The organism is Bradyrhizobium rifense (assembly GCF_008123425.1).
Classification (GTDB): domain Bacteria; phylum Pseudomonadota; class Alphaproteobacteria; order Rhizobiales; family Xanthobacteraceae; genus Bradyrhizobium; species Bradyrhizobium rifense.
This window is the reverse complement of sequence record NZ_VSSS01000031.1, coordinates 1-13,060: the sequence shown is the minus strand read 5'-3', so window position 1 is coordinate 13,060 and position 13,060 is coordinate 1. Positions and strand designations below refer to the sequence as shown.

Below are 13,060 nucleotides of genomic sequence, written 5' to 3'. Positions count from 1 at the left end.
TCCAACAGGGTGTCGCCGGCACCGGCAACCAGCGGACCTCCACAATTACCGAACTCTGCTCCTGCCGCCGACTATGACGGCTTCAGCGCCAGCACCGACGACAACGACGCACCTAGCCAGCCGGCGCCGCCTGTGAGATCACGCGCAGCGAAGGGCTCCAGTCGGGATACAAATGGCCTCGACGCGCAGTCATCGATTGATCAGGAAGACGAGGCGTTGAAGCGAAAGCTGACGATTTGCAAAGATTGCAAATAGGAAGGTCGCCAAGCTCGTAGCCCGGATGGAGCGAAGCGAAATCCGGGGCCGCTGGAACGTGCTTATCCCGGATTGCGCTGCGCTCCATCCGGGCTACCGCAGCTCGCTGCATAGCTGACTGTCGTCTCCCCGCGCTTTACCCTCCCGGCATTTCCTGATCCTCTCTCCCTAATCGGCCGGACCAACCGGCCTGCCTCAGGGAGAGAGACGCCATGAAGCTCGGCACCGCCATTGCGGAAATCATGCGGCGCGAGGGGATCGAGATCCTCTGCGGTTATCCTGTCAATCACCTGATCGAGCACGCGGCCAAGGCCGAGATCCGTCCCGTGATGGTGCGCCAGGAACGCGTCGGGGTGCACATGGCCGATGCGATCTCACGCGTCACGTCGGGGCGCACGATCGGGGCGTTCTGCATGCAGCACGGCCCCGGGGCGGAGAATGCGATGGGCGGCGTCGCACAATGCTACGGCGAATCCGTGCCCGTGCTGGTGCTGCCGATGGGCTACCAGCGCAGGCTTGCGCATATCGAGCCGAACTTCAATTCCAGCGAGGCGATGAAGCCGTTTTCGAAATCCTCCGAGCCGATCATCCTGGCGGCCGAGGTCGCCAACATTTTCCGGCGCGCCTTCACCAAGCTGAAGAACGGCCGCGGCGGGCCGGTCATCGTCGAGATCCCCGCCGACATGTGGAACGAAGAGGTGCCGGAACCGCTGAACTACACGCCGGTGCTGCGCACCCGCTATGGCGCCGATCCCCTGCATGTGAAGGAAGCAGCCGCTCTGCTCGTCAACGCCAAGCGTCCGGTGATCTATGCCGGCCAGGGCGTGCATTACGCCCAGGCGTGGCCGCAATTGAAGCGGCTTGCGGAGCGGCTCGCCATTCCCATCACCACCAGCCTCGGCGGCAAATCCTCATTCCCGGAGACGCATCCGCTTTCCCTCGGCTCCGGTGGGCTTGCCGTGCCGCGCGCGGTGCCAAAATTCCTTGCTGACGCCGACGTCATCTTCGGCATCGGCTGCTCCTTCACCGAAACCAGTTTCGGCATCGCGATGCCGAAGGGCAAGACCATCATCCATTCCACGCTCGATCCGAACCATCTCAACAAGGATGTGGAAGCTAGGATCGGCCTCGTCGGCGACGCCGGCCTCGTGCTCGATGCGCTGCTGGAGGAGATCGGCAAGACCGTCACCGCCGATCGCGACGCTTCGGCCGTCGCCGCCGAGATCGCGGCTTCGCACAAGGAGTGGCTCGCAAAATGGATGCCAAAGCTCACCAGCAATGATGCGCCGCTCAACCCCTACCGCGTGCTGTGGGACCTCCAGCACACCGTCGATATCGACAACACCATCATCACCCATGACGCCGGCAGCCCGCGCGACCAGCTCTCGCCGTTCTGGAAGGCGGTGACGCCGCTCTCCTATCTCGGCTGGGGCAAGACGACGCAGCTCGGCTACGGCCTTGGCCTGGCGATGGGCGCCAAGCTCGCAAAGCCCGACAAGCTCTGCATCAATGTCTGGGGCGATGCGGCGATTGGCTTCACGGGCATGGATTTCGAGACCGCTGTGCGCGAGCGCATCCCGATCATGTCGATCCTGCTCAACAATTTCTCGATGGCGATCGAATTGAAGGTGATGCCGATCTCGACCGAGAAATATCGCTCGACCGACATTTCCGGCGACTATGCCGCGGTGGCGCGCGCCTTTGGTGGCTACGGCGAACGAGTGACCAGGCCGGACGACATCATCCCCGCGATAAAGCGCGGCATCCAGAAGACGCAGGAAGGCGTCCCTGTGCTGCTGGAGTTCATCACCAGCAAGGAAACCGAGGTATCGCGGCCCGGCACGTGAGGCAGCCGCAACGCCGCGAGCGCTGGCTCCGGCCGCAGAAGATGTGATAATCCGGCCTGGTGCCGCGCCTGTCGCGACATTCAGCCGGAATGCGAATGACCGCCCTTGCCACCGATGCTGCCGGGATCGACGAGCTCAAGCGGCAATTGCAGTCCGCCGCAGCTGAGAACGCGCGGCTGCGCGATCGGCAAAATGCCAGCGCCGAGATCTTGCGCACCATCGCCGCCTCTCCCTCCGATGCCCGGCCCGTCTTTGCGGCGATTGCGTCCAGCTCCAAACGCCTGCTCGGCGGCTTCTCCGCCACCGTGCTCCAGTTCATCGGCGATGAGCTGCACCTCGTGGCGTTTACACCGACCAGCCCTGAAGGGGACGAAGGACTGAAGGCGTCGTTCCCGCGCCGGATCGAGGATTTTCCGACCTTCGCGCTGGTTCGCGGCGGCGAGACGATCCAGTTTCCCGACTGCGAGGCCAGCGACGTCCCGGAGTTGAACCGCGATCTCGCGCGGTTGCGCGGCTTTCGCAGCGTGCTGTTCATGCCGCTGATGAACCGCGGCACCGCGGTCGGCATGATCAGCGTCACGCGCACCGAGACCGGCGCATTCGCGCCCGACCTCGTGGAGCTGCTCCAGACCTTTGCCGACCAGGCGGTGATCGCGATCGAGAATGCGCGGCTGTTCAACGAGACGCGCGAGACGCTGGAACGCCAGACCGCCACGGCCGACATCTTGAGAGTGATGGCGGCTTCGCCTTCCGACGTGCAGCCGGTGTTCGACGCCATCGCCGCCAATGCCAACCGGCTGATCGGCGGCTTCTCCACCGCCGTGCTGCGCTACATCGACGGCGCCGCGCACCTTGCCGCCTTCACGCCGGGCGATCCGGCCGGCGATCGCGTGCTGCAGGAATCGTTCCCGGTGCCGTTCGCCCAGTTTCCGGCCTACCAACTCACGGCCAATGGTGAATCGGCTGAACTGCCCGACACCGAGATCGAGCCCGCGGCGCGTGACATCGCCCGCGCGCGTGGCTTTCGCAGCATGCTGTTCACGCCTTTGATGAGCGAGGGCGAAGCCAAAGGCGTCATCATCGCCACCCGGCGGACGACCGGCGCGTTCACCGAGCATCACGTGCGGCTGCTACAGACTTTTGCCGACCAGGCGGTGATCGCAATCAAGAATGTCCGCCTGTTCAACGCCACCAAGGAGGCGCTGGAACGGCAGACCGCGACCGCCGAGGTGCTCAAGGTCATCAGCCGGTCGGCGTTCAATCTTCAGGCCGTGCTCGATACGCTGGTGGAATCGGCAGCACGGTTGTGTGAAGCCGACATGGCTGCCATTACCCGGCGAAGCGGTGAGGTCTATTACCGCGCCGGTTCATACGGCTTTCCGCGTGAGTTCGCCGACTACGTCAAGGATATTCGGGTCAAGCCCGAACGGCGCACTATCACGGGGAGAACCCTGCTCGAGGGACGTATCGTCCACGTGCACGACGTGCTTGCCGATCCGGAGTATGATTTCGAGGGTCAGCAGCTCAGTGGCAATCCTCGCACCTTTCTCGGCGTGCCTCTGCTGCGCGAGGGCATGCCGATCGGCGCCCTGACTTTGACCCGATCCATCATGCGGCCGTTCACCGACAGTCAGATCGGGCTCCTCTCGACCTTCGCCGACCAGGCCGTGATCGCCATCGAGAATGCGCGGCTGTTCGACGAGGTCCAGGCGCGCACGCGCGAACTGTCGAAATCGCTCGACGATTTGCGCGCGGCGCAGGACCGGCTGATCCAGACCGAGAAGCTGGCCTCGCTCGGCCAGCTCACCGCCGGCATCGCGCACGAGATCAAGAACCCGCTCAACTTCGTCAACAATTTCGCCGCCCTCTCGGCCGAGCTGACGGACGAGCTGAACGAGGTGCTGGCGCCCACTTCGCTCAGCGACGAAGTCCGCAGCGAGGTCGACGAGCTGACGGGGATGCTGAAGGACAACCTGCAAAAAGTCGTGCAGCATGGCAAGCGCGCCGATTCCATCGTCAAGAACATGCTGCTGCATTCGCGCGAAGGCGGCGGCGAGTACGGCTTGAGCGACGTCAATGCGCTGGTCGGGGAGAGCCTCAACCTGGCCTATCACGGCGCGCGTGCCGAAAAGCCGCAGTTCGACGTGACGCTGAAGCGCGATCTCGATCCGGCGGCGGGGTTCGCAAATTTGTTTCCGCAGGAGATCTCGCGGGTGCTGCTGAACCTGATCTCGAACGGGTTTTATGCAGTGGCAAAGCGCCAGGCGGAAAGCGGCGCCGGCACTTTCGAGCCGGTCGTGACCGCTACGACCCGCGACCGCGGCGACGTCATCGAGATCCGCATCCGCGACAACGGCACCGGCATTCCCGATGACGTGAAGGCAAAGATGTTCAATCCGTTCTTCACCACCAAGCCGGCCGGTGAAGGCACCGGCCTCGGATTGTCGATGAGCCACGACATCATCGTGAAGCAGCACGGCGGCACGATCGACGTCGCGACGGAGCCGGGCAAATTTACGGAGTTCACGATTCTGCTGCCGCGCAAGAGCGGCTTTGCGGACAACAAGGGATAGCATCGTTCGGGGGATAGCTTGACTGGTCTCGCGCGGTTCATTCGGCGGCAATTGCTTTCGCTGTCCGGCGTCGGCCTCATGCTGGGCGCACTGTTCTTCGCGGCCGCGCTGACGCCGACGCTGATCCCGCGCAGCTATCTCACGCAAGGCGCGCTGGCCGGCGGCTGCTTCGCGATCGGCTATCTCGCAGGCGAGCTGTGGCGCCGGCTGTGGCACTATCTCGAACTGCCCGAGCCGTCGGCGCGCGCGAGATCTGTTGCGAATGCGCTTGTCGCCGTCGGTTGCCTGCTCGTCGTCATCGTCGCTCTCTGGCGCACGACCGCATGGCAGAACGCGATCCGCAGTGTCATGAAGATGGCCCCGGTCGAGACCGCACATCCGCTCAAGGTTTGCGCCGTCGCCCTGATCACGTTCGTGGTGCTGCTGGTGCTGGGGCGGCTGTTTGCGCTTGTCGCCCGCTTCCTCGCTGCACGCACACGGCGCGTCATTCCGCGAAAAGTTGCAAACGTCATTGGCGTGCTGGTGGCAACACTGCTGTTCTGGGCGATCGCCAGCAATGTCCTGATCCGCACCGCCTTCAACGCGCTCGATTCCTCCTTCCGCGAACTCGACGTTCTGTTCGAACCCGAGCGCCCGCAGCCGACCGATGCAGCTCGGACAGGAAGCGCGGTCTCCCTGGTGAAGTGGAACGAGCTCGGGCGCATGGGGCGCCGGTTCATTGCCTCAGGCCCGACCGCAGCCGAGATGGGTGCCGTCACGGAACAGCCCGCGCGAGAGCCCGTGCGCGTCTATGTGGGGCTCGCTGCCCGCGACACCGCCCAGGCGCGCGCCAGGCTTGCGCTCGACGAGCTCAAGCGCCAGCACGGTTTTGAGCGCAAAATCCTGATCGTCATCACGCCAACCGGCACGGGCTGGATCGATCCCGCCGCGATGGATACGGTCGAATATCTCCATCATGGCGACGTCGCCAGCGTCGCGATGCAGTATTCCTATCTCAACAGCCCGCTGTCGCTGCTGTTTCAGCCCGAATACGGCGCGGAAGCGGCGCGTGCCCTGTTCGCGGAAATCTACGGCTACTGGACGACGCTGCCGAAGGACAAGCGGCCGAAGCTGTATTTGCATGGGCTGAGCCTCGGCGCCCTCAACTCGGAGAAATCCGCAGAGCTGTTCGAGACGATCGGCGATCCCATTGCGGGTGCGCTTTGGAGTGGAGCGCCGTTCGAAAGCCGCATCTGGCGCTCGATCACCGACAACCGCAATCAAGGATCGCCGGCGTGGCTGCCGGAATTCCGCGACGGCCGCTTCGTGCGTTTCATGAACCAGAACGGGCCGACGGTGCCGCCGGATACGCCCTGGGGCCCGATGCGCGTGGTCTATCTGCAATATGCCAGCGACGCGATCACGTTCTTCGCCTACCGCGACGCCTTCCGGGCGCCGGCCTGGATGAATGCGCCGCGCGGGCCCGACGTGTCACCGGAGCTGCGATGGTATCCGGTCGTGACGATGCTGCAGCTCGCGCTCGACATGGCGGTCGCGACCGGCACGCCGATGGGCTTTGGCCATGTCTATGCGCCCGAGCACTATGTCGATGCCTGGGTCGCGGTCACCGATGTCAGTGACTGGTCCGCTGACGCGCTGGCGAAGCTCAAGAGTTATCTTGCTGCCAGAGCACGCAAGACGAGCGCAGGCAGTCTCGACGACGATCCCGATCGCGGCGGCTAATCCTACTCCGCCATCTCGACGGGTTGCGCCGTGGACGGACCGGCCAGCGGCCGCTCCTCCATCATGATCAGGCAGAGCGCCGCAGTGGTCATCAGTGCGGTCGCGGCCGCGAAGACGTAGCGGAAGGCGTGCCGCATGTCTTCGGTGGGGATCGCGGGGATGCTGCCTGCGGCGTGATGCTCGCCGGCCAGCGGGATATCGGCGCCGAGCGCGATCAAGAGGATCGCTGCGAATGCTGCGACCGTGAATGACGACATCAGCGAACGGAAGAAGTTCATCGCCCCGGTGATGGTGCCGACCTGCGGGCGGGACACCGAATTCTGCAGCGAGACCACGCAGACCGGGAAGGTCGTGCCGAGCCCGAGCGCAAACGCGGCCATCAGCGCCAACAGTCCCCACAGCGGCAGCGTCGTGAGCGTAAGGCCGAGCGCGCAGAAAGCGGCCCAGGATGTGCCGATGATGGCGACGCGCTTGTAATGCTTGGCGCGCGCCATGGTGCGGCCAGCAACAGCTGCCCCCACGGTCGAGACCGCGGCGAGCGGAATGAGGGCAAGGCCCGCCTCACTGGCGCTGAGGTGATAGACCGACTCGTAATAGAGCGGCAGCTGCACGGTGAGGCCGGTGATGGCGCCGAGCCCGCAGCCGCCGGCGGTCAGCGCGAACGGCGCGACCTTTCCGCTGAGCAATGGCAGCGGCAGGAACGGCTCGTCGGCGCGGCGCGCATGCCACACGAAGGTTACCGCGAGCAGGACGGCGCCGCCCACCATCGACAGCACCGTCGGCGAGAGCCAGGGAAAACGCGTGCCGCCCCAGGTCAGCACCAGCATGAAGACGACGGCAGAGGCCATCAGCAGCACGCCGCCGAGCCAGTCGACCTTGCGCTTGCGGTGGAACACCGGGATCTTCGCCATCTTCGGCAGCAGCAACGCAAGCGCTGCGGCTGCGAGCGGCAGATTGATCCAGAAGATCATCGACCAGTGCAGATGCTCGGCGAACACGCCGCCGATGACGGGCCCCAAAATGCCGCCGACCATCCAGACGCTGGAGAAATAAGCCTGGTACTGGCCGCGCTCGCGCGGGGAGACGACGTCGGAGATTACGGTCTGCACGACAGGCATGATGCCGCCGCCGCCGAGCCCCTGCAGGCCGCGCGCCAGGATTAGCATCGGCATACTGGGCGCGATCGCGCACAACACGGAGCCCGCGATGAACAGGCTCAACGACACGATGATCATGACCTTGCGGCCATAGATGTCGCTCAGCGTCCCGAACACCGGCGCAACCGCGGTCGAGGCGAGCAGATACGCGGTGATGACCCAGGAGAGATTCGAGACATCGCGGAACTGGCGGCCAATGGTCGGCAGCGCCGTGGCGACAATGGTCTGGTCGAGCGCGGCCAGGAACATCGTCAGCATCAGGCTGAGGACGATGGTCCGGACTTCGTCCTGCGACAGCGGGACCGGCGGCGCGAGCGAAGGAGCGTCGCTGACGCTGATGACCTCGCCCGGGAGGCGGGTCAGCTCCTCGGCGATCTCGTCAGGCAATGTCTGGATGTCGGCAGGCTGGCTGCTCTGCCGTGCGAACTGGTTCATTTCGGGCGTGTCAGACGTCTTGTTGCGGTGCAAAGCCGCGAAGGATTCGTTCTATCAAGCCAATCTAGACAGCAAAGTTCTTCTCAGGCAGGCACCGCGGCGCATGGGTGCATCCCGCACCGCGGTCATCCCGAACAATTGATCTGAAAGACAGATCAGTCCTTGGGGCGTCGCTTCAGGCGTGCCCGTTTCGGGATCTGTCCAGGCCACTGCACGATATAGTTTTCGAGCTTGTCATCCGGGACCTCGTCCTCAGTGCCCGAGACCCGGCCGCGCACGGAGACGCCGGCCTCGTGCACGGTATTGGGATCGCCCGAGATCAGCGGGTGCCACCAATAGAGATCGCGGCCCTGGGCGACGAGCCTGTAGCCACAGCTCGGCGGCAGCCACGGCAGGGTGCGGACCTTTTCGGGGGTCATGACAACGCAGTCGGGGACGAAGTCGAAGCGATTCGCGTAGTCCTTGCAGCCGCTCGTGCAGGAATCGAGCATCTTGCAGCTGACATCGGTGAAATAGATCTCGCCGGTATCCTCGTCTTCGAGCTTGCTCAGGCAGCAACGGCCGCAGCCGTCGCACAGGCTCTCCCATTCGGCCGTCGACATGTCCTCCATCTTCTTGGTTTTCCAGAAGAATCCATCCTGGTCGGAAGGTCGTTTGCGAGCTGCGGTCATGCTACTGATACGATTCCCAAGAAGTGCGGCCAGCGCCATCTAGGGCGCGCGGCCGGAAAGCTGCAAGCAATGCCCCCGCAAGGCCCGTAATGAACCGGGGTTCAATTAGGCCTGTTGTTCAAAATTGCGAGCCTGACCATTGGTTTATAGGCCCCGCTCGGCTAGAAGAACAGCAAGTCCCCTCGGACGCGACACGGGCGCCTTGGGTTTGCCGCAACAATCCCGCAAGACGTCTCGATGCCGCCCCGGCCGGGTGCTTGAACGCTTTCGAAGCGAGCCTCAAGGGTTCTAGGTGGTCCAGAACACACCATCCAACTGGAAGAGTCGTATCAGGAACTTCTTCCTGGACCTCGATGCGCGCATCGACTCCTCGCTGTTCTCCTCGGCCAAGGGCATCCGCGAACTCTACGAGCGCTACTCGACCTTCATGGACCGCTTCTATGTCGGGCGATGGAAGCGCTGGGTGTTCATCGAGCCGCTGTCGGAGGCCGCAACGCTCGGCCTCGGCGGCATGGTGCTGATGCTGATCCTCGCCATCCCCGCCTTTCGCGAGACCGCGGACGAGGACTGGCTGAAGAAGTCCGATCTGGCGGTGACGTTCCTCGACCGCTACGGCAATCCGATCGGCAGCCGCGGCATCAAGCACAACGACTCGATCCCGCTGGAAGATTTTCCGGACGTCCTGATCAAGGCGACGCTCGCCACCGAGGACCGCCGCTTCTACGAGCATTTCGGCATCGACATCGCCGGCACCGCGCGTGCGCTCGTCACCAACGCGCAAGCGGGCGGCGTCCGCCAGGGCGGCTCCTCGATCACGCAGCAGCTCGCCAAGAATTTGTTCCTGAGCAATGAGCGAACCATCGAGCGCAAGATCAACGAGGCCTTCCTCGCGGTCTGGCTGGAATGGCGCCTGACCAAGAACGAGATCCTGAAACTCTATCTCGACCGCGCCTATATGGGCGGCGGCACGTTCGGCGTTGACGGTGCGGCGCATTTCTACTTCAACAAGTCGGCGCGCGACGTGACGCTTGCGGAAGCCGCAATGCTCGCCGGCCTGTTCAAGGCGCCGACGAAATACGCGCCCCACATCAACCTGCCCGCCGCGCGCGCGCGCGCCAACGTTGTGCTCGACAACCTCGTCGATGCCGGCTTCATGACCGAGGGCCAGGTGTTCGGCGCCCGCCGCAACCCGGCCTTCGCGGTCGACCGCCGCGACGAGGCATCGCCGAACTATTATCTCGATTACGCCTTCGACGAGATGCGCAAGCTCGTCGACACCTTCCCGAAATCCTACACCGAGCGTGTGTTCGTGGTTCGCCTCGCGATCGACACCAACGTGCAGAAGGCTGCCGAAGACGCGATCGAGAACCAGCTGCGCCAGTTCGGCCGCGACTATCACGCCACGCAAGCCGCGACCGTGGTGTCCGATCTCGACGGCGGCGTCCGCGCCATGGTCGGCGGCCGCGACTACGGCGCGAGCCAGTTCAACCGCGCCGTCGACGCCTATCGCCAGCCCGGCTCGTCGTTCAAGCCTTACGTCTACACCACGGCGCTGCTGAACGGTTTTACGCCGAACTCGATCGTGGTCGACGGCCCGGTCTGCATCGGCAATTGGTGTCCGCAGAACTATGGCCATTCCTATTCCGGCGCGGTGACGCTGACGCAGGCAATCACGCGCTCGATCAACGTCGTGCCGGTCAAGCTGTCGATCGCGATCGGCCAGAAGGAGCAGCCGAAGGCGCCGAACCCGGCCAAGATCGGCCGCGCCAAGATCGTCGAGGTCGCGCGCCGCTTCGGTCTGAAGGCGCCGCTGCCCGACACGCCGTCGATGCCGATCGGCTCGGACGAAGTCACCGTGCTCGAGCATGCGGTGGCCTATGTGACCTTCCCGAACCGCGGCAAGTCGGTGACGCCGCATTCGGTGCTCGAAGTGCGCACCGGCGCAGGCGATCTGGTCTGGCGCTGGGACCGCGACGGCCCGAAGCCGAAGCAGGCGATTCCGCCGAACATCGCCGCCGACATGGCCGGCATGATGAGCCACGTCGTCAGCGAAGGCACTGCGCGCCGTGCCGCGCTCGACGGCATTCCGACCGCCGGCAAGACCGGCACGACGAATGCTTATCGCGACGCCTGGTTCGTCGGCTACACCGGCAATTTCACCTGCGCGGTCTGGTACGGCAATGACGACTATTCGCCGACCAACCGCATGACCGGCGGCTCGCTGCCGGCGCAGACCTGGCACGACATCATGGTTGCAGCCCATCAGGGCGTCGAGGTCCGCGAAATTCCCGGCATCGGCATGGGCCAGAAGCTGCCGCCCGAGCGCGTCGCCAACGCGCAGGCCAATGCGGCGCCAAAGGTGCTGGAGACCAAGCCCGGTCCGCCGCCGGTGCTGACCAAGCGCGGCGCCGACATCCTGGTGCGCGTCGAGAAGCTGCTCGACGACGCGGCCAAGACCGCGACCAAATCGACGGCCAACGACAGCCAGCAGGCCAAGCCGGCATCGTCGAACAGCGCGCTCGCCTTCCCGCAGAACTATGCGGCGGAGGAGAACGCGAACGCAACCACCCCGCGCAAGAACTGATCTGATCCCGTGCGGCTGATCCTGATCACATTGACGGCCCTTCTGCTCGCGACGGTGGTCGGCCTGGGCGCGACCTGGATGACGACGACGCGCGGCACCGAGATCGGCGCGCTGACGATCGGCCCCTGGACCGCCCGCCCCCGCACCGGCACCGCCGACGTCGATCCCTATTCGCGCGCCACCATCGTGCGCAACGGCGAGCTGCCAATCGGCACCGGCGACGGCGTCGCCTTCACCGCGACCGCCGACGGCAAGAAGAAGGCGCTCGACGGCCGCTGCGACGTCGTCGTCTCCGGCGTGACGCCGCCGGCGCGGTTCTGGACGCTGACGCTGTATGACCGCAAGGGCCACCTCGTCGCCAACTCGCTGCAGCGCTACGGCTTCACCAGCCAGGAGATCATCCGCCAGTCCGACGGCTCGTTCGAGATCCACATCGCGGCGCGCTCGCGCGCCGGCAACTGGCTGCCGACCGGCGGTATCGAGCGCTACGCGCTGATGTTCCGCCTCTACGACACGCCGGTCGGCGTGGCGACGCGCACCCAGCGCGATGCGCCGATGCCGACGATTGCGACGGTGGGCTGCTCATGATCCGGCTGCTGTTCACCATCGTCGCCGGTGTGGTGCTGGGCCTCGTGGTCCATCTCGTCAGCGTGCTGGCGCTGCCGCGCATTGCGACCCAGGATGCCTATTCGCGGCTGACGCCGATGACCAAGCTCAACGGCGTCACGCAGCTTCCGCTCGCCGATCCCAACACCTCGCCGATGCCGTTCATGGACCCGGCCTTTGCGCTGGCGATCTGCCGCTATGATCTCTCTGGCGGGCCGATCAAGCTCACCGTGCCGGTGAGCCAGGCCTATACGTCGGTGTCGTTCTACACCCGCAACGAGATCGCCTATTACGCCATCAACGACCGCTCGGCCGGCAAGAAGGTGATCGAGCTCGACCTGATGACGCAGGCACAGCACGACGCCCTGCCCGAGGACGAAGAGATCACCGCGGCCGACCGCCTGATCATCGATTCCCCGAGCGCGACCGGCCTGATCCTGATGAAGGCGCTGGCCGCCGAGCCCGGCCTGATGCCGCAGGCGCAAGCCTCGCTGGCGGCCGCGAGCTGCGGGCCGCAGACCGATGCGCCGGCGAAGGCCGAAGCGCCGCGCGGACGGCGCTGAAGCGCGGGCGTTTAGCCACGCTCAAAACCAAAAGCGCGAAAACAACCCCATGCACAGTAGCGTAGGCATTGAAATCATTGGGCCCTTGCTGTCTGGAGCATGATCTCTTCGGAAAACCGCTTCGCACTTGTCCGGATCATGCTTCAGCGCTCATCAGCGCATGGGCCGCACTCGTTCGGCGTAAACTTCGCTTTGACACGTCGGGCAAAACACTGGCAGAATGGCATCATCGAAAATTCGTAAACACCCGCGCGGAGAAATCCGTGGCGGGTTTTTTCATGCCGGAACGGAGATTACCGTGATGAGAGGATCGCTATTGTTCCCCACGACAGGCAACGTTGCTGTCGTCGCGAGACCAGAACTGGATTTGGATCGCTGGCCCAGCTGGATGCGCGATGCGCTTGCAATTCAACCTAAGACCAACGCGCCGGCACATCCGAGCACCGAGATCGGGCCAGCCCGCACCAATCACGCAGCCGTCCGAAAGCTAACCCGCATGCCGTCGCGTTCCTGAGGACTCACACCGGCAACCATAGTGACCAATCAACACAGAGAGACGTTCGCCATCGACATGTCGGCTGTCCGTAGTATACCGGACGCCAAGTCGCGTTTGTCTAGACGGCCGTTTTTGACCCTGGCTGTGTGAA

8 protein-coding genes are annotated in these 13,060 nt (G+C 64.6%); 6 read left to right on the top strand and 2 right to left on the bottom strand.

Annotated elements, in window-relative coordinates; all coding sequences use genetic code 11:
* Window positions 1-467 precede the first annotated feature (467 nt).
* From FXB40_RS20425 to FXB40_RS20415, 3 genes are all read left to right on the top strand, one after another.
* Window positions 468-2,102 (top strand): thiamine pyrophosphate-requiring protein, encoded by a 1,635-nt coding sequence (locus tag FXB40_RS20425; protein WP_148773975.1) that lies wholly within the window; start codon window positions 468-470, stop codon window positions 2,100-2,102.
* Between the two features lie 95 nt (window positions 2,103-2,197).
* Entirely contained in the window at window positions 2,198-4,675 is a 2,478-nt protein-coding gene (locus FXB40_RS20420) for a GAF domain-containing protein (RefSeq protein WP_187437011.1), read from the top strand.
* A gap of 78 nt (window positions 4,676-4,753) precedes the next feature.
* The gene (locus FXB40_RS20415) at window positions 4,754-6,397 is read left to right on the top strand and encodes an alpha/beta hydrolase (RefSeq protein ID WP_148774077.1); all 1,644 of its coding nucleotides are present in this window, start codon (window positions 4,754-4,756) and stop codon (window positions 6,395-6,397) included.
* A gap of 2 nt (window positions 6,398-6,399) precedes the next feature.
* Here the strand turns inward: FXB40_RS20415 and FXB40_RS20410 are convergent, their stop codons facing one another.
* Window positions 6,400-7,989, bottom strand: coding sequence for an MDR family MFS transporter (locus FXB40_RS20410; RefSeq protein ID WP_148773973.1), 1,590 nt, complete (start codon window positions 7,987-7,989; stop codon window positions 6,400-6,402).
* A gap of 155 nt (window positions 7,990-8,144) precedes the next feature.
* The gene (locus FXB40_RS20405) at window positions 8,145-8,660 is read right to left on the bottom strand and encodes a YcgN family cysteine cluster protein (RefSeq protein ID WP_148773972.1); all 516 of its coding nucleotides are present in this window, start codon (window positions 8,658-8,660) and stop codon (window positions 8,145-8,147) included.
* A 292-nt stretch (window positions 8,661-8,952) separates the two neighbouring features.
* Between FXB40_RS20405 and FXB40_RS20400 the strand changes: the two genes are divergently transcribed.
* The 3 genes from FXB40_RS20400 to FXB40_RS20390 are packed head-to-tail and all read left to right on the top strand — an operon-like array spanning window position 8,953 to window position 12,413.
* Window positions 8,953-11,244 carry a transglycosylase domain-containing protein gene (locus tag FXB40_RS20400; RefSeq protein ID WP_148773971.1) on the top strand — a complete coding sequence of 764 codons (2,292 nt, stop codon included), beginning with the start codon at window positions 8,953-8,955 and terminating at the stop codon, window positions 11,242-11,244.
* Between the two features lie 9 nt (window positions 11,245-11,253).
* Window positions 11,254-11,832: a DUF1214 domain-containing protein gene (locus FXB40_RS20395; protein WP_148773970.1), complete on the top strand. Its 579-nt coding sequence runs from the start codon at window positions 11,254-11,256 to the stop codon at window positions 11,830-11,832.
* Window positions 11,829-12,413 carry a DUF1254 domain-containing protein gene (locus FXB40_RS20390; RefSeq protein ID WP_148773969.1) on the top strand — a complete coding sequence of 195 codons (585 nt, stop codon included), beginning with the start codon at window positions 11,829-11,831 and terminating at the stop codon, window positions 12,411-12,413. Before FXB40_RS20395 ends, FXB40_RS20390 begins: the two co-directional genes overlap by 4 nt.
* Window positions 12,414-13,060: the final 647 nt, after the last annotated feature.